Source organism: Alicyclobacillus dauci (genome assembly GCF_026651605.1).
Classification (GTDB): Bacteria; Bacillota; Bacilli; order Alicyclobacillales; family Alicyclobacillaceae; genus Alicyclobacillus; species Alicyclobacillus dauci.
In genome coordinates this window covers 443399-467174 of record NZ_CP104064.1, presented here as the reverse complement: position 1 = coordinate 467174, position 23776 = coordinate 443399, and the positions used below count along the sequence as shown (strand labels likewise).

Sequence of the window (23776 nt, the reverse complement as noted above, 5' to 3'; positions counted from 1 at the left end):
CCTTCTTTTTAAGACTTCCGGAATGGCATTCCTAACGACGTTAGCAATGCACGCGCTTCTTCGTCCGTCTTTGCTGTTGTCACGACTACAACTTCCATACCACGAACCTTGTCAACTTGGTCGTATTCGATTTCTGGGAAAATCAACTGCTCCCGCAGCCCCAAAGTATAGTTTCCACGACCGTCAAATGCTTTCGGATTGACGCCGCGGAAGTCGCGTACGCGTGGAAGTGCCACGTTCATCAGCTTGTCGAGGAAGTGATACATGCGCTCACCACGAAGGGTCACCTTCGCCCCGATAGGCATCCCAGCCCGCAAGCGGAAACCAGCGATGGATTTCTTCGCACGAGTTACAACGGGCTTTTGCCCCGCAATCAACGTAAGGTCTTCGACAGCTGAATCGATGACCTTCGCGTTTTGTGTCGCTTCACCTAAACCCAAATTGATAATCACTTTGTCAACGCGCGGAACCTGCAAGGCGTTCTTGTAAGAGAACTGCTTCATCAGGCTCGGCACAACTTCACTACGATACGTGTCATACAAACGTGCCAACCGTTGTACCTCCCTTCACCTGGCTACTTTATTCCAATGTTTCGCCAGACTTTTTAGCGTAACGAACCTTCGTTCCGTCTTCCAGGATCTTATATCCTACACGAGTTGCCTGGCCCGTCTTCGGATCAGCAATCGCAACATTAGAAACATGAATCGGAGCTTCCTTTTCGAGGATGCCGCCGTCCGGATTGCTCGGGTTTGGTTTTGTGTGGCGCTTTACAATATTGACGCCTTCAACCAACACGCGTTGTTCCTTCGGGAACACCTTCAAAATGCGGCCGCTCTTTGACTTATCCTTACCAGCGATGACAACAACTTTATCGCCAGTCTTGACTCGCATCTTACCCAAAGCTTTGCACCTCCCACATGAGCGCGATGTTTACAACTTACAATACTTCCGGCGCCAGCGAGATGATCTTCATGAAGTCCCGTTCGCGCAATTCACGAGCGACTGGCCCGAAAATACGTGTACCGCGCGGGCTTTTATCCTCACGGATGATCACCGCTGCATTTTCATCAAAACGAATGTGCGATCCGTCATTCCGACGGAATCCGCGCTTGCTGCGCACGACCACGGCTTTCACAACGTCGCCCTTCTTGACAACGCCACCGGGTGTTGCACTCTTAACGGACGCAATAATGATGTCGCCGATGTTCGCAGTCTTACGGTTTGAACCGCCTAAGACGCGGAAACACATGATCTCTTTCGCACCTGAGTTGTCAGCGACGGCGAGTCGCGTTTGTGGCTGAATCATGCGGCATCCTCCCTTCTCTCAAGCAATCCTCAGATGATTACAGCTTTCTCGATAACCTCAGTCAAGCGCCACCGCTTATCTTTGCTGATGGGACGCGTTTCCATAATACGGACTGTATCACCGATCTTAGCCTCGTTGTTCTCATCATGAACCTTAAACTTCTTTGTACGACGAATCGTCTTGTTGTAAAGACGGTGCTTGATATTCTCTTCGACGGCAACGACGATGGTCTTATCCATCTTGTCGCTAACCACTTTCCCGACGCGAACCTTGCGTTCGTTCCGTTCCACGAAGTGACCTCCTTCCAAATTAGCTGATTCCCAATTCACGCTGACGCAAAATGGTCTTTGCGCGTGCGATGTCCTTGCGCACTTGACGAATCCTCATCGGATTCTCCAATTGACCCGTCGCCAGTTGGAAGCGGAGGTTGAACAGCTCATCTTTCAGCTGGTCAATGCGGCTCTCGAGCTCTTCACTGCTCAAACCGACCAACTCAGTTGCCTTCATTTGCGTCACCACCCACTTCATCGCGGACAATGAACTTCGTCTTGATCGGCAACTTCATAGCTGCCAGACGCATTGCTTCCCGCGCAATCTCTTCACTTACACCTGCGATTTCAAACAGAACACGACCAGGTTTTACAACTGCAACCCACTTTTCCGGTGAACCTTTACCACTACCCATGCGGGTCTCGGCAGGCTTTTGGGTAACCGGTTTGCTTGGGAAGATTTTAATCCAGACCTTACCGCCACGACGCATATAACGCGTCATCGCGATACGAGCTGCTTCGATTTGGCGGTTCGTAATCCACGCTGGCTCGAGCGCTTGAAGCCCGAACTGACCGAACGCGATCTCGTTGCCGCCTTTCGACGCGCCCTTCATGCGACCGCGAAACTCTTTTCTATGCTTGACGCGCTTGGGCATCAACATCGGTTACTTACCTCCTTCAGCTGCGTCCTGTGACTGCTCGTTAGCAGTACGTGTCCGCTGTGGCAGAACCTCGCCACGATAAACCCATACCTTTACACCAATTCGACCATAGGTCGTGTGTGCTTCAGACAATGCATAGTCGATGTCAGCACGCAGCGTATGGAGCGGAACCGTTCCTTCCGAGTATCCTTCTGTACGCGCAATTTCAGCACCGCCGAGACGACCAGAGACCTGAACGCGAACACCCTTTGCACCAGCACGCATGGAACGTTGGATAGCTTGCTTGAGTGCGCGGCGGAACGATACACGACGTTCCAACTGCTGAGCGATGTTTTCACCAACCAGCTTAGCAGACAAGTCAGGTGCTTTGATTTCCGAGATGGAAATATGGACACGCTTGCCTGTCAAATGGTTCAAGTCATTCCGCAAGGAATCAACTTCCGAACCGCCCTTACCGATAACCATACCTGGTTTCGCCGTGTGCACGGTCACGTTGATGCGATTTGCAGCACGCTCGATGTCAACCGAGGACACTGCAGCATCCTTCAAGCGGCGCGCAACGAAGTTGCGGATTTTCAGATCCTCATGAAGAAGGTCCTGATAATCCTTCTTGTTGGCAAACCATTTCGCTTCCCAGTCGCGAATGATGCCAATGCGTAGACCTACTGGGTTAACCTTCTGACCCATTGTACGTTATCCCTCCTTCTTTTCAGCTACCACGACCGTAACATGGCTTGTGCGCTTAAAGATACTGAACGCGCGGCCTTGTGCACGAGGGTGGAAACGTTTCAACGTCGGACCTTCGTCCACGTAGACTTCCTTGACAAACAAATTATCCGAATTCATGTTGTGATTGTTCTCCGCATTCGCAATGGCCGATTTCAAAACTTTCTCGACCACAGGAGATCCGGCACGGGGCGTAAACTTCAGAATCGCGAGTGCTTCATGAGTGTCCTTGCCCCGAATGAGGTCAACCACAAGTCGCATTTTGCGAGGTGCAATGCGAATGTACTTCGCAACTGCGCGGGTTTGTGTGGCTTCCATGCATCAAACCTCCTTACTTAACGAGTCTTCTTAACGGGCGCGGGACGACTTTTCGTCTCCAGCGTGACCCTTAAACGTACGGGTTGGAACAAACTCACCAAGCTTGTGACCAACCATATCCTCACTCACGTAAACCGGCACATGTTTGCGACCGTCATGAACCGCGAAAGTGTGTCCGACAAACTGCGGGAAGATAGTGGACCGACGTGACCAGGTTTTGATGACTTTCTTGTCACCAGCAGCATTCTGTGCTTCAACCTTCTTCATGAGGTGGTCGTCAACAAACGGGCCTTTCTTCAAGCTGCGAGCCAATGGCGTGTGCCTCCCTTCCTAAAAACCACATTTCGACCTTACTTTGTGCGACGACGTACGATGTACTTATCCGTCGGGTGATTCTTCTTACGGGTCTTCTTACCGAGGGTTGGTTTACCCCAAGGAGACATCGGTGATTTCCGACCGATTGGAGCGCGTCCTTCACCACCACCATGTGGGTGATCGACTGGGTTCATGACAGAACCACGAACCGTAGGACGGTGGCGCATCCAACGACTGCGACCAGCTTTACCGATGTTGATGTTTTCGTGATCCAAGTTACCAACCTGACCAACCGTTGCACGGCACTCAATGCGAACACGGCGAACTTCACCAGATGCCAAGCGAAGGGTTGCATAGACGCCCTCTTTAGCCATCAGCTGAGCGGATGCACCAGCTGCGCGAGCCATCTGACCGCCTTTACCAGGTTTCAACTCGATGTTGTGTACAACCGTACCAACTGGAATGTTCGCGAGGGGCAACGCATTGCCAACGCGAATGTCAACGTCTGTTCCAGAATGGATCATGTCGCCCACTTTCAAGCCATGAGGAGCCAAAATGTAGCGCTTTTCACCATCGAGATAGTGAAGGAGAGCAATGCGCGCGGAACGGTTTGGATCATACTCGATTGTTGCGACCTTAGCCGGCACGCCATCCTTATTCCGTTTGAAATCAATGATTCTGTAACGACGCTTGTGGCCGCCACCCTGGTGACGGACCGTGATTTTACCCTGGTGGTTGCGGCCCGCACGATTTTTCAGTGGGGCAAGCAACGATTTCTCAGGGGTATCTGTCGTGACTTCATCGAACGCCGAGACGGACATGAAACGACGTCCAGGGGAAGTCGGGCGATACTTTTTGATTGCCACGCTGACAACCTCCTTCGTTCAAGAAAAATCTAGAGAATCGGCGATTACGCTTCGCCGAAGAAGTTAATTGGATTCGAATCGGCTGCAAGCTTCACAATAGCCTTCTTGCGATCAGACGTGCGACCAATGTGCTTACCGACCCGTTTCAACTTGCCGGTCTGATTGACCGTATTGACTTGTTCGACTTTCACATCAAACAATTTTTCGATCGCCTTGCGGATTTCCACCTTGTTCGCACGCGGGTCAACTTCGAAAACATACTTGTTCTCTTCCATCAACTCGGTCGAACGTTCGGTGATGATAGGGCGTTTAATGAGGTCCCGCGCATCCATTATGCGAACACCTCCTCAACTTTCGCCACTGCATCCTTCGTGAGAACGAGGTGCTCGTGACGAAGAAGTTCGTACACATTGATACCGTTAGCATCCATGTACTTCACGCCCTCGATATTGCGTGCAGAAAGAAATGCCGGTTGCTTCTTCTGGCTGTCCACAATCAACGCTTTCTTGAGGTTGAATTGGTTCAGAACAGAAGCCATTTTCTTCGTCTTTGGTTCGTCGATGTTCAGACCATCCAATACGATGATCTTGCCATCCGCAACCTTCGACGAGAGAGCGCTGTATAAAGCTTGGCGGCGAACTTTTTTCGGCACTGAGAAGGCGTATGAACGCGGAGTTGGTCCAAAGACCACACCGCCACCCTTCCACTGCGGGGAACGCGTGCTACCTTGACGTGCGCGACCCGTGCCTTTTTGGCGCCACGGCTTACGGCCACCACCAGCGACCTCAGAACGATTTTTCACTTTGTGCGTACCAGCGCGACGAGCTGCAAGATACTGCAGAACGACCTGGTGCATCAAGTCAGAACGAACAGGCGCTCCGAACACACGATCATTCAATTCCAATTCGGACACCTGTTCGCCCGCTGTGTTATAAACTGCTACCGTCGGCATCACTTCTGCCTCCTTTCAAACCGTATTATTGATGAGCCTTCACTGCAGAACGAACAGTTACGTACGAGTTTTTCGGCCCAGGTACAGAACCCTTCACGAGCAAAATATTCTTTTCAGCATCGACGCGGACAACCTCCAGGTTTTGAACCGTCACACGCTCATGTCCCATACGACCAGCCATGGTTTGGCCTTTAAACGTGCGGTTCGGCGCGATTTGACCCAAAGAACCAACGCCACGATGATACTTAGAACCGTGACTCATAGGACCACGATGTTGATTATGCCGCTTGATCGGACCTGCGTAGCCTTTACCTTTCGACACACCGATCACGTCGACTGTTTCACCCGCACCGAACAGGTCAGCCTTCAATTGTTGACCCACTTCGTATGCAGTCATGTCTACACCACGGAACTCACGCACAAAGCGCTTTGGAGCTGTGCCAGCCTTTTCAGCGTGGCCCTTCTCAGCCTTTGTAGCGCGCTGCGGTTTTTGGTCCGCAAAGCCTACTTGAATGGCCTCATAACCGTCAACTGCCGTTTCGCGCTTCTGTAGCACCACGCACGGACCAGCTTCAATGACAGTCACAGGTACGACTTGACCCTCTTCCGTGAAGACCTGAGTCATACCCAGCTTGCGACCGAGAATCCCTTTCATGATTGCACCTCCCTAAGCACCGATGAATGCAACGGCGCCACGTGTATCACTTCGTTCTTTTATAACTTAATTTCGATGTCAACACCCGACGGCAAGTCCAAACGCATCAACGAGTCGACCGTTTGCGGCGTCGGATTGTTAATGTCAATCAAACGCTTATGCGTGCGCATTTCAAACTGCTCACGCGAGTCCTTGTACTTGTGCGGTGCACGAAGAATCGTGTAGACTTCGCGCTCCGTCGGCAACGGTATTGGTCCGGACACTTTTGCGCCTGACCGCTTCGCCGTATCTACGATACGTTCAGCCGATTGATCAAGAATCTGGTGATCATATGCTTTCAATCGAATGCGGATCTTTTGCTTAGCCATATGTTTTCCCTCCTTTATCGCCCACTTCAGATTGGACATACTCCACGGAAATTCCCCCATCGGTATCCCATATGGCTATGGACACATAGGCAACCTTCCGCATCATCGCAGTCAAAGACCAACATGCGGTATTATACTAGACCCACGCCTGGATAGCAAGAAGAAGTGTTAAAAAATCCGAGGCAGAGATTTCTCCTACCTCGGATCCTTTTTTATTTCAGTTGTGTTGCTTACTTCTCGATGCTAGCAACGACGCCAGCACCTACGGTGCGACCGCCTTCGCGGATGGAGAAACGGGTGCCTTCTTCAACGGCGATTGGTGCAATGAGTTCAACCTTCATTGACACGTTGTCGCCAGGCATTACCATTTCGGTACCTTCTGGAAGTGTAACAACACCAGTTACGTCGGTTGTACGGAAGTAGAACTGTGGGCGGTAACCATTGAAGAATGGTGTGTGACGGCCGCCTTCTTCCTTCGTCAAGACGTAGACTTCTGCAGCAAACTTGGTGTGCGGGTTGATGCTGCCAGGCTTACAAAGCACTTGGCCGCGTTCGATGTCCTTGCGTTCAACACCGCGGAGCAATGCGCCGATGTTGTCACCAGCTTGAGCGGAGTCGAGCAACTTACGGAACATCTCGATACCCGTTGCAACCGTCTTGCGGCTTGCTTCAGCCAAACCAACGATTTCAACTTCGTCGCCAACCTTCAACTCACCACGTTCAACGCGGCCCGTAGCAACCGTACCACGACCGGTGATTGTGAAGACGTCCTCGATCGGCATCAAGAAAGGCTTGCTTGTGTCGCGTTCTGGAGTTGGGATGTAGCTGTCAACAGCGTCCATGAGCTCTTCGATCTTAGCAACATACGTTGCATCGCCTTCGAGAGCACGAAGTGCGGAACCGCGGATAACAGGGATATCATCGCCAGGGAATTCGTATTCGCTGAGGAGTTCGCGAACTTCCATCTCAACGAGTTCAAGCAACTCTTCGTCGTCAACCATGTCGCACTTGTTCAAGAAGACAACCAAGTACGGTACGCCGACCTGACGGGAAAGCAGGATGTGCTCACGAGTTTGTGGCATCGGGCCGTCAGCAGCGGACACAACGAGGATACCGCCGTCCATTTGAGCAGCGCCGGTGATCATGTTCTTGACATAGTCGGCGTGTCCTGGGCAGTCAACGTGTGCATAGTGGCGATTAGCCGTTTGATATTCGACGTGTGCGGTGTTGATGGTGATACCGCGTTCACGTTCTTCTGGCGCTTTGTCGATTTCATCGTACTTTTGAGCATCAGCCCAACCCTTTGTTGCAAGTACGGATGTAATAGCAGCCGTCAACGTCGTCTTACCATGGTCAACGTGGCCGATGGTACCGATATTTACGTGTGGTTTACTACGATCAAATTTTGCCTTTGCCACAGAAATTCACTCCTTATTCACCTTTGCTCTTCTTAATGATTCCTTCAGCTACACTCTTCGGCACTTCTTCGTACGCAGCCAATTCCATCGCGTATGTACCGCGACCCTGTGTACGAGAACGTAGAGATGTGGAGTAACCAAACATTTCGGACAGCGGTACGAAACCACGAACGATGCTTGCGTTATTCCTTGTATCCATACCTTCAACACGACCACGTCGTGAGTTGATGTCACCCAAAATGTCACCCATATATTCTTCAGGGACGGTGACTTCAACCTTCATGACAGGTTCCAGCAGTACAGGGCCAGCCTTTTCAGCACCGGCCTTAAGTGCCATGGAACCCGCAATCTTAAACGCCATTTCTGACGAGTCGACGTCGTGGTAGGAACCATCATAGAGGCTTGCCTTCACGTCAACGAGCGGATAACCTGCGAGAACGCCATTCCGCAGCGCTTCGTGAATTCCCTCTTCAACGGCCGGGATGTATTCCTTCGGAATGGCACCACCGACAACCTTGTTTTCAAAGACAAACCCTTGACCGCGTTCCAGTGGCTCGAAGATAACTTTGACGTGACCATACTGACCACGGCCACCTGACTGACGGACAAACTTGCCTTCTTGGTCAACACGCTTCGTGATGGTTTCGCGGTAGGCAACCTGTGGCTGACCCACGTTACACTCTACCTTGAATTCACGCACCATGCGGTCAACGATGACCTCCAAGTGCAACTCACCCATACCTGAGATGATGGTTTGGCCAGTCTCTTGGTCGGTATACGTCTTGAACGTTGGATCTTCTTCGGCCAGCTTCGACAGGGCAATGCCCATCTTGTCCTGATCTGCCTTAGTCTTCGGCTCAATGGAAACGTGAATTACCGGATCCGGGAACTCCATAGACTCAAGCAACACAACGTTCTTTTCGTCGCACAGCGTATCACCAGTTGTGGTGTCTTTCAAGCCAACTGCAGCTGCAATATCGCCAGCATACACACGTTCAATCTCTTCGCGGTGGTTGGCGTGCATCTGCAGAATACGCCCAATTCGTTCACGCTTGCCCTTGACGGAGTTCAATACGTACGATCCGCTCTCCAGAACACCTGAGTAGACGCGGAAGAACGCCAACTTACCGACAAATGGGTCAGTCATAATTTTGAAAGCAAGTGCAGCGAACGGCTCTTCATCAGAAGAATGACGTTCAATTTCTTCACCCTCAGGCGTTACGCCTTTAATAGCGGGAACGTCTGTAGGTGCTGGCAAGTAAGCTACAACTGCGTCCAGCATCGGCTGAACACCCTTGTTCCTATAAGAAGAACCACAGAGAACAGGGAACAGTTGTACTGAACATGTGCCCTTGCGAAGTGCTGCTTTGATTTCCGGAACGGTGATTTCTTCACCTTCCAGGTACTTCATCATCAATTCCTCATCGACTTCTGCCACAGCTTCTAGAAGTTCAGTCCGTTTTTCTTCGGCCAAGTCCTTCAATTCGGCTGGAATTTCAGCATCCTCAGCATGTGTGCCGAGGTCGTCGGTATAGATGATGGCTTTCATTTCAACGAGATCGATAATGCCGCGGAAATTGTCCTCAGCACCGATAGGAAGCTGAATAGGTACTGCTTTCGCACCTAAACGAGTCTTCATTTGGTCGACGCAGGACAGAAAGTCCGCACCGATGATGTCCATCTTGTTCACATACGCAATGCGAGGAACATGATACTTGTCCGCTTGGCGCCACACCGTTTCCGATTGCGGCTCTACGCCACCCTTTGCGTCAAACACTGCACAAGCACCGTCGAGTACGCGCAGGGAACGTTCGACTTCAACGGTGAAGTCGACGTGGCCTGGCGTGTCGATGATGTTGATGCGATGGTCTTTCCACTGAGCAGTCGTAGCAGCGGACGTGATGGTGATACCACGCTCTTGTTCTTGGACCATCCAGTCCATGGTCGCCGCACCATCGTGAACTTCCCCGATTTTGTGCACACGGCCAGTGTAGAACAGAATGCGCTCTGTGGTGGTCGTTTTACCGGCATCAATGTGAGCAATGATCCCGATATTACGAGTCCTTTCGAGCGGAAATTCGCGTGCCATCTCGCCGCCTCCTTCCAGGTTAGAAAGTCAATTCTACCAGCGATAGTGCGCAAACGCTTTGTTTGCCTCAGCCATACGGTGTGTGTCTTCGCGTTTACGAACAGCGCCACCGGTGTTATTAGCGGCATCAAGCAATTCGTTAGCCAACTTCTCTTCCATGGTCTTTTCACCACGGAGACGAGCATAGTTTACCAACCAACGAAGGCCCAATGTTACGCGACGGTCGTTGCGAACTTCAATCGGCACCTGGTAGTTGGAACCGCCAACACGGCGAGCCTTTACTTCCAGAACCGGCATGATATTGCGCATTGCCGTCTCGAAGACTTCCATTGGATCTTTACCGGAACGCTCGCGGATGGTTTCGAATGCATTGTAGACAATGCGTTGCGAAACACCTTTCTTCCCATCCAACATCACTTTGTTGATGAGGCGAGTAACGAGTTTGTTTCCGTAAATCGGATCCGGCAATACATCACGCTTTGGTACAGGTCCTTTACGCGGCACGGAGAACCCCCCCTTTCTAAGTGATAGCGATATCTAGTCATTAGGACTTCGCCTTCGGGCGCTTCGCGCCGTACTTCGAACGACCTTGCATACGATCCTTTACACCCGCTGTATCGAGTGCACCACGAACGATGTGGTAACGTACACCTGGAAGGTCCTTTACGCGGCCACCACGAACAAGAACCACAGAGTGTTCTTGAAGGTTGTGTCCAATCCCAGGGATGTACGCGGTCACTTCGATGGTGTTCGTCAAGCGAACACGGGCATACTTACGAAGAGCCGAGTTTGGCTTCTTCGGGGTCATTGTACCTACACGAGTGCACACACCGCGTTTTTGCGGTGATGGCAAATCCGTCAAGGACTTCTGGTGACTGTTGTACCCCTTTTGCAGAGCCGGTGCTGTAGACTTTTTCACAAGTTCTTTACGACCTTTGCGTACTAACTGGTTAATCGTTGGCATAACTGCACCTCCTCTCAAAGCATATACAACCTGTTTATCAGGCCGTGTTCCAAGCCCACAGAGCCTGGTGATTCATGAATGAGCAAACAAAAAACCAAAGACTTCGCACCAAAACGAGACTAGCATCAGTCAGCGACGATGCTGGCCGTAGCAGCACCCACTTCAATCCCGCAGGCCTTCCCAAGTTGTCGCATTGAATCGACCCATTCTACAGGCAACCCAAGTTTGTTTGCCAACTGCACAATGGGTTCTACAACGCGGGACTCAGCATCCCGAGCCACATAAACTCGGACAACCCGCTCAGTCGATTGCTTGAGCACTTTCAATGTCTGGTTCGTGCCTATGGTCTTTTTCCTCGCTTGGCGTATGTCGTCGATTGACACCGCACGAGCCTCCCCCAGTGGAAAACACCGTGCTGACGCACACTACGGAATTCTATCACCGAGGTTTCTGGGCTGTCAACTAGATCTGTACAGTTGACAGCCCAAATCCTACAGGTAACTTTTATTCAACCGTCTGCGCCGGCTCGGCCTCTAACTCATGGACACCTTCGTCACCCAGAGTCGAAGGGTCCTTCTCCCCATTTTCCTCATCCCCAGCTAAACCGAGGTTGCGATAGCGGGACATACCCGTGCCCGCGGGGATCAACTTACCAATAATGACGTTCTCTTTCAAGCCAAGCAACCTGTCGACCTTACCCTTGATTGCCGCTTCCGTCAAGACACGTGTCGTTTCCTGGAAGGAAGCTGCAGACAGGAAGGAGTCTGTTTCCAGAGATGCCTTCGTAATACCAAGCAACGCCGGGCGAGCTACGGCTGGTTCACGACCGGATAGCAAGGCCACTTTGTTGGCCTGCTCGTAGTCGAAGAGATCGACGTATATTCCCGGCAGGAGGTCCGTGTCACCCGCGTCGAGGATACGCACCTTGCGCAGCATCTGACGAACCATCACCTCGACGTGCTTGTCGTTGATATCCACGCCCTGCAGGCGGTATACGCGCTGAACTTCACGAAGCAAGTAGTTTTGGACACCCTGGAGACCCTTGACACGAAGCATTTCCTTCGGGTCTACGGAGCCTTCCGTCAGTTCCTCACCGGCTTCGAGCTGTTGATCGATCGCGACACGGATTCGAGAACCGTACGGAATTTGGTACGTTTTCGTCTCGCTCTCGCCTGTCAACTCGACTTCGCGCTTATCCTTGCCCTCGCGAATATCCGTGATGGTCCCTTCGAATTCAGCGATGACCGCTTGCCCTTTCGGATTGCGCGCCTCGAACAATTCCTGAATACGCGGAAGACCCTGGGTGATATCATCACCAGCGACACCACCCGTGTGGAACGTACGCATGGTCAACTGGGTACCTGGTTCACCGATGGACTGTGCCGCAATGATGCCGACGGCCTCACCGATCTCGACCATTTTCCCGGTAGCCAAATTGCGCCCGTAACAATTGATACAGACACCGTGTTTCGTACGGCATGTGAGAACAGAGCGGATGTACACCTCTTTAATGCCGGCTTTAATAATCCGATCCGTCATTTCCTCATCGATCATCTCGTTCTTGCCAACGATCTTTTCACCCGTCTCCGGATGATAAATGTCCTGGAACGCTACGCGGCCTTCCAGACGATCGCCGAGTTCTTCAATGATCTCGCGGCCATCGCGGATTTGCACGACGCGCAAGCCCTTGTCGGTTCCACAATCGACTTCGCGCACGATGGTGTCCTGTGCGACGTCGACGAGACGCCTCGTGAGGTAACCCGAGTCAGCCGTACGGAGAGCCGTATCGGCCAAACCTTTACGAGCACCGTGTGTAGAGATGAAGTACTCCAGAACCGTCAGGCCCTCGCGGAAATTGGACTTAATGGCCAACTGAATAATTTCACCAGATGGGTTCGCCATGAGTCCGCGCATACCGGCCAGCTGCGTGATCTGCGAGTTACTACCACGGGCACCGGAAGTTGCCATCATATAAATCGGATTAAATTCATCCATACTATCCATCAATGTTGTGGAAATGGACTCTTTTGCTTCCGACCATATTTGACTGAACGTGATGTACTGCTCTTCTTCCGTAATGAGGCCCCGGCGGTATTGCTGCTTGAGCTTGTGCTCTTTCGCTTCGGCTTCCTCAACGATGCGATGCTTCTCTTCCGGAACAATAATATCACTCACAGCGATGGTGATACCTGCGCGGGTCGAGTAGTTAAATCCAAGCCGCTTGATCCGGTCGAGAATCTCAGACGTTTGAGTCGTCCCATACCGGCGGAAACACTCGCCCAAGATATTACCCAAGTCCTTCTTGATAACCGGCTTTGGAATTGGACGGTTCACTATCGCTTCTTTGACATTGGTACCCTTTTCGAAGATGAATGTTTCATCAGGTGCACCGGACAACAGATTGGATTTCACAGCTGAGTTCAAATACGGGAAGTCAGCTGGGAATATACTGTTGAAAATCAGCTTACCAGGCGTCGTAATGAGAAGCGCCTTTTGTTGTTGCTCCGTCAAGCTGGTCTTGCCAAGAATTGAAGCTGGTACAGCAATGCGAGACTGCAATGTCAATAGGCCTTGATGGCGTGCATATTCAACCTCGGACATGGAAGAGTAGACGCCGCCTTCACCAGGAGCATCTGGCTTCTCGATGGTCAGGTAGTACGGTCCGAGGACCATATCCTGCGTCGGTGTAACGACCGGCTTGCCGTCCTTCGGGTTCAAGATGTTGTGTGCTGCGAGCATCAGCAAGCGGGCTTCTGCCTGGGCCTCTGCAGACAACGGTACGTGGACAGCCATCTGGTCACCGTCGAAGTCAGCGTTATACGCTGTACACACGAGCGGGTGAAGTTTGATGGCGCGCCCTTCGACCAGCGTCGGTTCAAACGCCTGGATACCCAGACGGTGCAACGTTGGTGCACGGTTCAAGAGAACCGGATGCTGTTTGATGACGTCTTCCACAACGTCCCAAACCTCAGGCGATACGCGTTCAACTTTACGCTTTGCACTCTTGATGTTGTGCGCAAGCCCACGAGAGACCAATTCCTTCATGACGAACGGCTTGAACAGTTCCAGTGCCATTTCCTTCGGCAGACCGCACTGGTACATGCGCAGTTCCGGACCGACAACGATAACGGAACGGCCGGAGTAGTCAACGCGCTTACCCAAGAGGTTCTGACGGAAACGACCCTGCTTACCTTTCAACATGTGCGACAGACTCTTCAACGGACGGTTTCCAGGGCCCGTGACTGGGCGACCACGGCGACCGTTGTCGATGAGCGCGTCGACTGCTTCTTGGAGCATGCGTTTCTCGTTTTGCACGATAATATCTGGTGCGCCGAGATCGAGCAGGCGCTTCAGACGATTGTTCCGGTTGATGACGCGACGATAGAGATCGTTCAAGTCGGATGTAGCGAAGCGCCCACCGTCCAACTGAACCATTGGGCGGAGATCCGGCGGAATGACCGGCAACGCTTCGAGAATCATCCAGCTTGGTTTATTGCCAGACAGGCGAAACGCCTCGACAACCTCCAAACGTTTAATCGCCCGGTTGCGGCGTTGGCCCTGAGCGGATCGCAATTCTTCACGCAGCGTTTCGACTTCTTTGTCGAGATCGATCTCGTGAAGCAGTGAACGAATGGCTTCCGCACCCATGCCAGCTTGAAACGCGTAGCCGTACTTCTCGCGATAAGAACGGTACTCCTTCTCGCTTAGAAGCTGCTTCTTTTCCAGCGGCGTATCGCCAGGGTCCGTCACGACATAGGAAGCGAAATAGATGACTTCTTCCAATGCACGCGGGGACATATCCAAGACGAGACCCATACGGCTCGGAATGCCTTTGAAGTACCAGATATGAGAAACCGGTGCTGCCAACTCGATGTGTCCCATGCGTTCACGACGAACTTTCGCCCGTGTGACTTCCACGCCGCATCGGTCACAAACGACACCTTTATAGCGAATGCGTTTATACTTGCCGCAATGACATTCCCAGTCACGGGTTGGACCAAAAATCTTCTCGCAGAAAAGGCCTTCCTTTTCAGGACGCAGCGTCCGGTAGTTGATTGTCTCCGGCTTTTTCACTTCACCGTGTGACCAAGACCGAATCTTTTCTGGTGATGCCAACCCGATTTTCATGAACTCAAAGTTGTTCACGTCTAGCAAATCGTGCACCCTCCAATCCTAGCGCGTGGTGTGACGGTGGTCATTCCCCGACTTCGTTGTACTCGAGATTCAAGTTGAGCTTCTCTGAGCCATCGTCGTCTTCGTCAATTTCCTTCATCTCGATCTCCCGCTCATCTCCACTGAGAATCTTGACGTCCATGCCAAGACTTTGCAGTTCCTTGATGAGGACCTTGAACGACTCTGGAACACCCGGTTCTGGCACGTTTTCGCCTTTGACAATGGCTTCGTACGTCTTCACACGACCAACCACGTCGTCGGACTTGACGGTGAGAATTTCTTGCAGCGTATAGGCCGCACCGTATGCTTCGAGTGCCCAAACTTCCATCTCACCAAAGCGTTGTCCACCAAACTGCGCCTTGCCGCCCAGTGGCTGCTGTGTAACAAGCGAGTATGGACCCGTCGAACGAGCATGAATTTTATCGTCAACCAAGTGGTGCAATTTTAACATGTACACAAATCCGACCGTGACGCGGTTCTCAAATGTTTCACCCGTCCGACCGTCGTACACGACGTGCTTGCCATCCGCAGGCAGCCCTGCTTCTTGGAGCGTGGCGAACACATCCTCCGAATGGGCACCGTCAAAGACCGGTGTCGCCATCTTGATGCCTAGAGCACGTCCGGCCATACCCAAGTGCGTCTCCAAGACCTGCCCGATGTTCATACGCGATGGCACGCCAAGCGGATTAAGCACGATCTCGACAGGCGTCCCATCCTCGAGGAACGGCATATCTTCCTCCGGCATGATGCGAGCCACGACACCCTTGTTCCCGTGACGACCAGCCATCTTGTCACCTTCGGAGATCTTCCGCTTCTGGGCAATATAACAACGAACCAACTGATTCACGCCAGCGGGCAACTCGTCGCCATTTTCTCTCGTAAAGACCTTGACGTCGACAACGATGCCGGCGCCGCCGTGCGGTACGCGTAATGACGTATCGCGAACTTCACGAGCCTTTTCACCGAAGATAGCATGGAGCAGCCGTTCTTCCGCCGTCAGTTCCGTCACACCCTTCGGAGTGACTTTACCGACAAGAATATCTCCCGTCCGAATCTCCGCACCGATACGAATGATGCCCCGTTCGTCGAGGTTCTTCAGTGCGTCCTCACCGACGTTCGGAATATCCCGCGTGATTTCCTCAGGTCCAAGTTTCGTGTCGCGAGCTTCTAACTCGTATTCTTCGATGTGAATGGACGTATAGACGTCTTCCTTGACCATTTTCTCAGAAAGGAGAATCGCATCCTCATAGTTGTAACCTTCCCATGTCATAAAGGCGACAAGGACGTTACGACCGAGTGCCAACTCGCCCTTTTGAGTTGCCGGCCCGTCCGCCAGGATATCTCCGACCTTCACGCGCTGTCCTTCGCGCACAATCGGACGCTGGTTCACACACGTATTCTGGTTCGACCGCGCAAACTTGATGAGGCGGTACTTAGCAATGTCGCCGCGAATGGTTTGTCCATCCACTTCGGCTTCCTGCCGCACCCAAACCTCTTTCGCCGTTACGCGTTCCACAACACCGTTATGCTTGGAAACAACGCAGACACCGGAGTCCTTCGCGGCCTGGTGTTCCATACCTGTCCCGACGTAAGGAGAGTCGGTGACCAAGAGTGGAACCGCTTGGCGTTGCATGTTTGCTCCCATCAATGCACGGTTTGCGTCGTCGTTCTCCAAGAACGGAATGAGAGCCGTAGCAACGGATACGACCTGCTTCGGAGACACGTCCATGTAGTCAATCCGATCACGCGGAACCGTGATCACGTCCTCGCGGGACCGAACGGTGATCTCTTCGGAAGCCAACGTACCCTGTTCCGTCAACGCCTCGTTCGCCTGTGCAATGACGTAGTTTTCTTCTTCGTCTGCCGTCAGATAGTCAATCTTGTCTGTGACGATGCCCGTTTCCGGATCGACACGGCGATACGGTGTTTCAATGAAGCCGTACGCATTGATGCGCGCGTATGACGACAAAGAGTTGATCAGACCAATGTTCGGGCCTTCAGGTGTTTCAATGGGACACATACGCCCGTAGTGGGAGTAGTGAACGTCACGAACTTCGAAACCAGCCCGTTCGCGAGTAAGACCACCAGGTCCCAGTGCTGATAGACGACGCTTGTGCGTCAATTCCGCAAGCGGGTTCGTCTGGTCCATGAACTGCGACAACTGGCTTGAACCGAAGAACTCCTTAATCGCAGCAATGACCGGACGAATGTTGATGAGTGCCTGCGGCGTGATAGCACTCGCATCTTGAATGGACATCCGTTCACGAACAACGCGCTCCATCCGAGACAAGCCAATGCGGAACTGATTCTGCAGGAGCTCGCCCACGGAACGAAGGCGACGATTGCCCAAGTGGTCGATATCGTCCGTCGTTCCCACACCGCGCAGCAAGTTGAAGAAATACGACACTGCAGCCAAAATATCCGACGGTGTGATGTACTTCACGTCTGTGGAGATCAGGCCGTTGCTGATCACGTTCAGAATGCGACCATCTTCAGCAGGGCTGAAGATTTTCACCATCTGCAGCGGAACGTTCTCGTCTTCTAGCAAGTCACGTGTTGCGCGCACGGAGAAACGACCGACATTGCCCTCAAGTGCAGGAATGATGCGATCCAAAACACGACGATCAATAATCGTTCCTGCCTCAGCAACGATTTCACCGGTATCCGCATCAACCAACGTCTCAGCAAGTCGTTGATTGAGAAGACGGTTCTTGATGTGCAACTTCTTATTAATCTTGTAACGTCCGACGTTGGCCAAATCATACCGTTTCGGGTCAAAGAACCGAGACGCCAACAGTGCACGAGCGTTTTCAACCGTTGGTGGTTCACCAGGACGCAACCGCTCGTAAATTTCTACCAGCGCCCGCTCCGTGGAATCCGTGGTATCCTTGTCTAAAGTGTTCTGGAGATACTCATCTTCGCCGAAGACTTGCGTGATCTCGGAATCAGATGACAAGCCAAGTGCACGTAAAAGTACCGTGATAGGAAGCTTCCTCGTACGATCAATACGAACGTACACGACATCCTTCGCATCCGTCTCGAACTCGAGCCAAGCACCCCGATTCGGAATCACTGTAGCAGCGAACGTACGTTTGCCATTTTTGTCAATTTTACTGCTATAATAGACGCTAGGTGAGCGAACCAACTGGCTGACAATAACGCGTTCCGCGCCATTGATAATAAAGGTCCCTGTTTCGGTCATCAACGGGAAATCACCTAGGAAGACTTCCTGCTCCTTTACTTCGCCTGTTTCCTTGTTCAACAATCGAACCTTGACACGCAACGGTGCCGCGTACGTTACGTCGCGCTCTTTCGATTCTTCCACGTCGTACTTTGGCTCACCGAGACTATAATCAATGAACTCAAGCACTAAGTTCCCAGTAAAATCCTGGATCGGCGAGATGTCAGCAAACATTTCACGCAACCCTTCACGCAGGAACCACTCATACGATTTTTGCTGGATTTCAATTAGATTGGGTAATTCGAGGACCTCACGGATGCGCGAGTAACTGCGGCGTTCTGCCCATCCGTACTTCACCATGTGTCCCTGCAAAACCGTCACCCCTCAAGCGGATTTGATGGACGATGCAATTGATAAGAGGCTCTAAAGACAAAAAGAAAATGAGGCCAAAGCAAACCACATTTCAACAAGTAGAGTCGACTAGTATTCACCTATGTCCATTATTGATGGGTTTTATTCATAGAAGAGGTGCGCATCCGTCCAATCATCGCAGTTTGCATTGGATAAGACTATCACAAAGAAGATGTTACGTCAACATTCTTTTCGGCTACAAAAATAAAGTAGCCCGACTTCTTGTAGACGGTCTCGACTCGATGGAAGAGTCGCTCCAATTCCGCTAACGCCGACGGCGCCCCGTGCTTCTTCTGAATCACGATCCACAATCGCCCACTAGGCTTTAGTGTGCGATGTGCATCAGCAAAGAGTCGATAGACGACTGCTTTCCCCGCGCGAATAGGCGGATTGAGCAAGACATCTGTAAACACTTCGCCGACCGTTTCCGGTATCCCATCACTCGCGATGACTTCTCGTCGATCCGCCATGAACATGGTGTTCTTCGCCGCCAGAGCCAAGGCCCGCTCGTTGATGTCGATTAACGTCCACTTTGTCTCAGGGTACAACGTACCAAGTGTCGCGGAGACAACCCCGTAGCCAGCGCCGAGATCGAGAACACTTGCCCGAGAATCCAGTTGCACATTCTCAATGAGTCTACGTGTTGCGTCGTCGAGGCCGTTTTTCGAAAACACACCGTTATCTGTCTGCAGACGCAAATGGACTCCTTTGACGTCCACATCAATGTTCCGCACTTGACTCGCAGTCTTTGGCGACTGCGTGTAGTAGTGCTCGGTCACATTGTACACCTCCGACAAAATGGGCGTGAAAACGTGCAAAGAAGGGTACTCTGTCAAGAGCACCCTTCTTGCAACCAAAATTACTTGATTTCGACGGAAGCGCCAGCCTCTTCGAGCTTAGCCTTGATGCTCTCCGCGTCTTCCTTGCTAACCTTTTCCTTGACCGCTTTCGGTGCGTTGTCAACAACCTCTTTGGCTTCTTTCAAGCCGAGGCCAGTGATTTCGCGAACAACCTTGATAACGCCAATCTTGGAACCACCAGCGCTTGCAAGAATAACGTCGAATTCAGTTTGCTCAGCAGCGCCGCCTTCACCGGCACCTGCGCCACCAGCGATTGCAACCGGAGCTGCAGCGGTAACGCCGAATTCTTCTTCGATTGCCTTAACCAATTCGTTCAGTTCAAGAACCGTCATATTTTTTACGGATTCCAAGATTTCTTCTTTCGTCAACTGAATAACCTCCTTATAATCCAAGGCCGAGAAGACCTTGATGAACGTTGTATTTATTCTGCAGCCGGCGCTTCAGCACCGCCGTCTTTGTTGTCAGCAACCTGTTGCAATGCGTAAGCCAAGTTGCGCATCGGCGCTTGGAGAACACTAAGCAACATGGAGAGCAAGCCTTCGCGAGACGGCAACTTTGCGATTGCAGCGAGTTCTTCTCCGCTCACAACGCGGCCTTCGACCACGCCGCCCTTCAATTCGAGTGCTTTATGTTCCTTCGCGAAGTCATGAAGAATTTTCGCAGCACTAACTGCATCTTCATAACCGAATGCAACAGCTGTTGGACCAGCAAGATAAGCGTCTAGTCCGCTCAAGTTAACTTGAGCTGCCGCACGGCTGGTCATGGTGTTCTTGAGCACTTCGTACTCTACACCAGCCTCGCGCAACTTGCTGCGAAGTTCCGTGTCTTCAGCGACGTTCAAACCACGGTAGTCGGCCAAAACAACGCTCTTACTGCGTTCCAGTCGTTCGACAATCGTTTTTACGAGTTGTTCCTTCTCTGGACGTACTGCCAATCCATCCACCTCCTTAACGTCATGACAACAAACAAAAAGCGCCTCGACAACACGAGGCGCAGGCATGCTAAATTAAGCATTTTCGCAACCTCGGCAGGCTATCTTTAACCCAAACGGGACCTACTGTCTACGGTCAACTTTTCACTTGTGTAAAAATTGTTACTCTGCCGCGCCAACGCGTCCGGCGTTAACACGAACACCAGGCCCCATCGTCGACGTAACAGTGACGGAGCGTACGTACTGACCCTTCGCACCAGATGGCTTGGCCTTCTGCAAAGCGTCCAACAAGGTGCGGAAGTTCCCAACCAGTTGGTCCAAATCAAAAGAAGCCTTGCCGATTGGGCAGTGGATAATGCCGGCTTTGTCGAGGCGATATTCAATCTTACCTGCCTTGATTTCCTGCACAGCACGAGCCAAGTCAAACGTAACTGTACCCGTCTTCGGGTTTGGCATCAAGCCTTTTGGACCGAGCGTACGACCCAAACGACCGACTGCACCCATCATATCAGGGGTTGCCACGACAACGTCGAAGTCAAACCAGCCCTGGGAAATTTTTTGTATCAAATCGTCGTCGCCGACATAATCAGCACCTGCATCCTGTGCTTCCTTCGCCTTTTCGCCTTTCGCGAAAACAAGGACGCGTGACGTTTTACCAGTGCCATGTGGCAGTACGACTGCACCGCGTACTTGTTGGTCCTGTTTTTTCGGGTCAACACCCAAGCGAACAGCTACTTCCACGGTTTCGTCAAACTTCGCCGTCGCTGCTTGCTTTACAAGACTAAGCGCTTCTTGTACATCGTACAACTTATCGCGATCGATCAGCTTTGCAACAGCTTCTTTGCGTTTCGTATTGCGTGCCATTGTTTCACCTCCATGTGGTCTGCGGTTTGACAACCTCCCACGATTGCTCCGCCAATTAGTCCTGGATAACGATACCCATGCTGCGCGCGGTACCTTCTACCATGCGCATTGCTGCTTCAACGTCCGCTGCATTCAAGTCAGCCATCTTCTGCTCTGCGATCTCGCGCACTTTGTCGCGTTTTACCGTCGCAACTTTGGTGCGGTTCGGCTCAGCAGAACCAGACTCGATGCCTGCGGCTTTCTTCAGCAAGACAGCAGCCGGCGGAGTTTTGAGGTCAAACGTATACGAACGATCTTCGTAAACGTACAGCACGACCGGAATGATAAGCCCTACCTGGTCAGCGGTGCGTGCGTTGAACTCTTTACAGAACCCCATAATGTTACCAACCTGCGCTTGACCTAGCGCAGGACCTACCGGCGGCGCAGGTGTTGCTTTTCCGGCTGCGATTTGAAGCTTCACAACCTTGACGATTTTCTTTGGCAACACGCCCACCTCCTTCGCTCATAATGTGGTAATCGGGTATTTGCCCTCCCACGGGAAGCCACGCGAAAATTTCGCGCATCTATAAGACCTGGGAATGCAGGTCACAGAAAGTGAGACGCAAGTTACTCGCGACTCATCCTACTGCCATCATTAGGACAGGCGTTCTACCTGTTGATACTCCACCTCAAGCGGCGTCTCACGACCAAACATAGAGACGAGCACTTTCAGTTTGTGATGTTCAGGGTGTACCTCTTCCACTGTGCCAACCATATCCGCAAAGGGCCCTTCAACAAGGCGTACAACTTCGCCAACGTCGTAATTGACCATCTGCCTCGGTTCATCCGCACCTGCAGAGCGCAAAATGGACTGCACTTCATGTGGGAGAAGCGGAACCGGTTTAGAACCTGCGCCAGTCGAACCGACGAATCCCGTGACCCCAGGTGTGTTGCGGACGACATACCAAGAATCATCCGTCATCACCATCTCCACAAGAACATACCCCGGAAACACTTTGCGCTGAACAACGCGCTTCTTTCCGTTCTTCACTTCAAGTTCGTCTTCCGTCGGAACCATCACATTAAAAATGCGATCTTCCATCCCCATGGTCTGGACGCGACTCTCCAAGTTGCTTTTAACCTTGTTCTCGTAGCCTGAATACGTATGAATGACATACCAGTGTTTATCGAGGTTTTCCATAACACGGGCTGTTCTCGCCCGGACACCCCCAAAAAGTCGTTAATCTACACCGATGAGCGACATCAACCGCGATACACCGATGTCAAAGCCCCAAACTAACAATCCAAGGATGGCACACACGACAAGTGCTACAGCCGTGTACATGACGACCTCGCGGCGTTTCGGCCAACGGACGCGCCGAATTTCTCGGAAAGATTCCGCGAAAAAGCCAAAGAAACCTGTGCGACGCCGTTCTTGTGCCCTCACCATCGAATCGTTTGTCTTTGCCATGCTGGATTACTCCTTTGTTGCCGACTCCGACTTAGCGGGTTTCGCGGTGCGTTGTGTGCGAATTGCACGTCGGGCAGTACTTCTTCAGTTCAACCCGATCCGGATCATTTTTCTTGTTCTTATTGGTCGTGTAGTTACGTTGCTTGCAATCAGTGCATGCCAAGGTAATGACTTCGCGCATCTAGAGCACCTCCCCTTAAAACGACAAAAAACCAATAGAAGACGATAAAACAGAAGAACCCCCGAAAACGGGGACTCACACCTGGTTCACATTAGCATATCACGTTGCGGAACGTCAAGTATTTTTCAAGCTTGCGTTTCACTCTTTGCAACGCGTTGTCGATGGATTTGACGTGTCTCGCCAGATCTACAGCAATTTCTTGGTACGATCTCCCATCCAAATACAGCATGAGGACTTTCCGTTCCAAGTCGCTAAGGAGCTCTGCCATCTTATCTTCAATATCGTCAAATTCTTCCTGATGTATAACCAGCTCTTCAGGATCAGACACCCGAACCGTACAGATGACATCGAGCAGTGTACGGTCAGAATCCTCATCATAGATAGGCTTGTCCAGCGATACGTAGGAGTTCAACGGAATGTGCTTCTGTCGAGTTGCCGTTTTGATAGCTGTGATAATTTGCCGAGTGATGCAAAGTTCAGCAAACGCTTTAAATGAGGAAAGTTTGTCACCACGGAAGTCCCGAATGGACTTGTAGAGTCCAATCATTCCTTCTTGGACAATATCTTCACGATCAGCGCCAATCAAGAAGTACGATCTCGCCTTGGCCCGCACAAAATTACGATACTTGTGAATAAGGTACTCGAGCGCATCAGTATCGCCTTCGCGTACCGCTTCGACAAGTTCCTCGTCAGTCTGATTCTCGTAATCTGTATAATCGGCGTCCAACTGTGTGGGCTGCGTCGACAAACTCAATCACCCCGAGCCTCGATGGATGTCGCCATTATACATTATGTAATCTATTATAATCAATCGTTG

Annotated in this window: 30 protein-coding genes and 1 other annotated feature; all 30 genes read right to left on the bottom strand. The window is 51.7% G+C overall.

Annotated features, from left to right (window positions below; translation table 11 throughout):
• Positions 1-8: 8 nt before the first annotated feature.
• Positions 9-551: a 50S ribosomal protein L5 gene (gene rplE / locus NZD86_RS02355; protein WP_268044891.1), complete on the bottom strand. Its 543-nt coding sequence runs from the start codon at positions 549-551 to the stop codon at positions 9-11.
• Positions 552-579: 28 nt separating this feature from the next.
• On the bottom strand, positions 580-891 hold the full coding sequence (gene rplX, locus NZD86_RS02350; protein WP_268046762.1) for a 50S ribosomal protein L24: 312 nt from the start codon (positions 889-891) through the stop codon (positions 580-582).
• A 46-nt stretch (positions 892-937) separates the two neighbouring features.
• Positions 938-1306, bottom strand: a complete 369-nt coding sequence (rplN, locus tag NZD86_RS02345) for a 50S ribosomal protein L14 (RefSeq protein ID WP_268044889.1) — start codon at positions 1304-1306, stop codon at positions 938-940.
• A 29-nt stretch (positions 1307-1335) separates the two neighbouring features.
• Positions 1336-1596, bottom strand: coding sequence for a 30S ribosomal protein S17 (gene rpsQ, locus NZD86_RS02340; protein ID WP_268044887.1), 261 nt, complete (start codon positions 1594-1596; stop codon positions 1336-1338).
• A 19-nt stretch (positions 1597-1615) separates the two neighbouring features.
• On the bottom strand, positions 1616-1813 hold the full coding sequence (rpmC, locus tag NZD86_RS02335; protein WP_268044885.1) for a 50S ribosomal protein L29: 198 nt from the start codon (positions 1811-1813) through the stop codon (positions 1616-1618).
• Entirely contained in the window at positions 1800-2237 is a 438-nt protein-coding gene (rplP, locus tag NZD86_RS02330; protein ID WP_268044884.1) for a 50S ribosomal protein L16, read from the bottom strand. Before rplP ends, rpmC begins: the two co-directional genes overlap by 14 nt.
• 3 nt (positions 2238-2240) lie before the next feature.
• A complete protein-coding gene (gene rpsC / locus NZD86_RS02325; RefSeq protein ID WP_268044883.1) occupies positions 2241-2924 on the bottom strand; it encodes a 30S ribosomal protein S3 in 684 nt (227 codons plus the stop codon).
• 6 nt (positions 2925-2930) lie between these two features.
• Positions 2931-3281: a 50S ribosomal protein L22 gene (gene rplV, locus NZD86_RS02320; RefSeq protein WP_268044882.1), complete on the bottom strand. Its 351-nt coding sequence runs from the start codon at positions 3279-3281 to the stop codon at positions 2931-2933.
• 30 nt (positions 3282-3311) lie between these two features.
• The gene (gene rpsS / locus NZD86_RS02315) at positions 3312-3593 is read right to left on the bottom strand and encodes a 30S ribosomal protein S19 (RefSeq protein WP_268044880.1); all 282 of its coding nucleotides are present in this window, start codon (positions 3591-3593) and stop codon (positions 3312-3314) included.
• Between the two features lie 38 nt (positions 3594-3631).
• Entirely contained in the window at positions 3632-4462 is an 831-nt protein-coding gene (gene rplB / locus NZD86_RS02310) for a 50S ribosomal protein L2 (protein ID WP_268044878.1), read from the bottom strand.
• 44 nt (positions 4463-4506) lie between these two features.
• Positions 4507-4794, bottom strand: a complete 288-nt coding sequence (gene rplW / locus NZD86_RS02305) for a 50S ribosomal protein L23 (protein ID WP_407655204.1) — start codon at positions 4792-4794, stop codon at positions 4507-4509.
• Positions 4794-5414 carry a 50S ribosomal protein L4 gene (gene rplD / locus NZD86_RS02300; RefSeq protein WP_268044877.1) on the bottom strand — a complete coding sequence of 207 codons (621 nt, stop codon included), beginning with the start codon at positions 5412-5414 and terminating at the stop codon, positions 4794-4796. Before rplD ends, rplW begins: the two co-directional genes overlap by 1 nt.
• Positions 5415-5439: 25 nt before the next feature.
• Positions 5440-6069 (bottom strand): 50S ribosomal protein L3, encoded by a 630-nt coding sequence (rplC, locus tag NZD86_RS02295; protein ID WP_268044876.1) that lies wholly within the window; start codon positions 6067-6069, stop codon positions 5440-5442.
• 59 nt (positions 6070-6128) lie between these two features.
• Positions 6129-6437 (bottom strand): 30S ribosomal protein S10, encoded by a 309-nt coding sequence (gene rpsJ, locus NZD86_RS02290; RefSeq protein ID WP_268006156.1) that lies wholly within the window; start codon positions 6435-6437, stop codon positions 6129-6131.
• A gap of 230 nt (positions 6438-6667) precedes the next feature.
• A complete protein-coding gene (gene tuf / locus NZD86_RS02285; protein ID WP_268044875.1) occupies positions 6668-7855 on the bottom strand; it encodes an elongation factor Tu in 1188 nt (395 codons plus the stop codon).
• 13 nt (positions 7856-7868) lie between these two features.
• Complete coding sequence (gene fusA, locus NZD86_RS02280; protein WP_268044874.1) at positions 7869-9944, bottom strand: elongation factor G; 2076 nt, start codon at positions 9942-9944, stop codon at positions 7869-7871.
• A gap of 33 nt (positions 9945-9977) precedes the next feature.
• On the bottom strand, positions 9978-10448 hold the full coding sequence (gene rpsG / locus NZD86_RS02275) for a 30S ribosomal protein S7 (RefSeq protein ID WP_268044873.1): 471 nt from the start codon (positions 10446-10448) through the stop codon (positions 9978-9980).
• Between the two features lie 40 nt (positions 10449-10488).
• Positions 10489-10908, bottom strand: coding sequence for a 30S ribosomal protein S12 (gene rpsL, locus NZD86_RS02270; protein WP_268044872.1), 420 nt, complete (start codon positions 10906-10908; stop codon positions 10489-10491).
• Between the two features lie 125 nt (positions 10909-11033).
• Entirely contained in the window at positions 11034-11291 is a 258-nt protein-coding gene (locus NZD86_RS02265; protein ID WP_268044871.1) for a ribosomal L7Ae/L30e/S12e/Gadd45 family protein, read from the bottom strand.
• Between the two features lie 121 nt (positions 11292-11412).
• Positions 11413-15063: a DNA-directed RNA polymerase subunit beta' gene (gene rpoC / locus NZD86_RS02260; RefSeq protein ID WP_268044870.1), complete on the bottom strand. Its 3651-nt coding sequence runs from the start codon at positions 15061-15063 to the stop codon at positions 11413-11415.
• Between the two features lie 40 nt (positions 15064-15103).
• On the bottom strand, positions 15104-18622 hold the full coding sequence (gene rpoB, locus NZD86_RS02255; protein WP_407655234.1) for a DNA-directed RNA polymerase subunit beta: 3519 nt from the start codon (positions 18620-18622) through the stop codon (positions 15104-15106).
• Positions 18623-18834: 212 nt separating this feature from the next.
• Positions 18835-19509, bottom strand: coding sequence for a class I SAM-dependent methyltransferase (locus tag NZD86_RS02250; protein ID WP_268044867.1), 675 nt, complete (start codon positions 19507-19509; stop codon positions 18835-18837).
• A gap of 23 nt (positions 19510-19532) precedes the next feature.
• Positions 19533-19901 (bottom strand): 50S ribosomal protein L7/L12, encoded by a 369-nt coding sequence (rplL, locus tag NZD86_RS02245; protein ID WP_268044865.1) that lies wholly within the window; start codon positions 19899-19901, stop codon positions 19533-19535.
• 53 nt (positions 19902-19954) lie between these two features.
• Positions 19955-20467 carry a 50S ribosomal protein L10 gene (gene rplJ / locus NZD86_RS02240; RefSeq protein WP_268044864.1) on the bottom strand — a complete coding sequence of 171 codons (513 nt, stop codon included), beginning with the start codon at positions 20465-20467 and terminating at the stop codon, positions 19955-19957.
• A 23-nt stretch (positions 20468-20490) separates the two neighbouring features.
• Positions 20491-20618 (bottom strand) — a sequence feature (ribosomal protein L10 leader region).
• 8 nt (positions 20619-20626) lie between these two features.
• Positions 20627-21328, bottom strand: a complete 702-nt coding sequence (rplA, locus tag NZD86_RS02235) for a 50S ribosomal protein L1 (protein ID WP_268044863.1) — start codon at positions 21326-21328, stop codon at positions 20627-20629.
• Between the two features lie 55 nt (positions 21329-21383).
• Complete coding sequence (gene rplK / locus NZD86_RS02230) at positions 21384-21812, bottom strand: 50S ribosomal protein L11 (protein ID WP_268044862.1); 429 nt, start codon at positions 21810-21812, stop codon at positions 21384-21386.
• 150 nt (positions 21813-21962) lie between these two features.
• Entirely contained in the window at positions 21963-22508 is a 546-nt protein-coding gene (gene nusG, locus NZD86_RS02225) for a transcription termination/antitermination protein NusG (RefSeq protein WP_268044861.1), read from the bottom strand.
• A gap of 39 nt (positions 22509-22547) precedes the next feature.
• Positions 22548-22778: a preprotein translocase subunit SecE gene (secE, locus tag NZD86_RS02220; RefSeq protein WP_268044860.1), complete on the bottom strand. Its 231-nt coding sequence runs from the start codon at positions 22776-22778 to the stop codon at positions 22548-22550.
• Positions 22779-22809: 31 nt separating this feature from the next.
• Complete coding sequence (gene rpmG, locus NZD86_RS02215; RefSeq protein ID WP_268044859.1) at positions 22810-22959, bottom strand: 50S ribosomal protein L33; 150 nt, start codon at positions 22957-22959, stop codon at positions 22810-22812.
• 91 nt (positions 22960-23050) lie between these two features.
• On the bottom strand, positions 23051-23707 hold the full coding sequence (gene sigH / locus NZD86_RS02210) for an RNA polymerase sporulation sigma factor SigH (RefSeq protein WP_268046760.1): 657 nt from the start codon (positions 23705-23707) through the stop codon (positions 23051-23053).
• Positions 23708-23776: the final 69 nt, after the last annotated feature.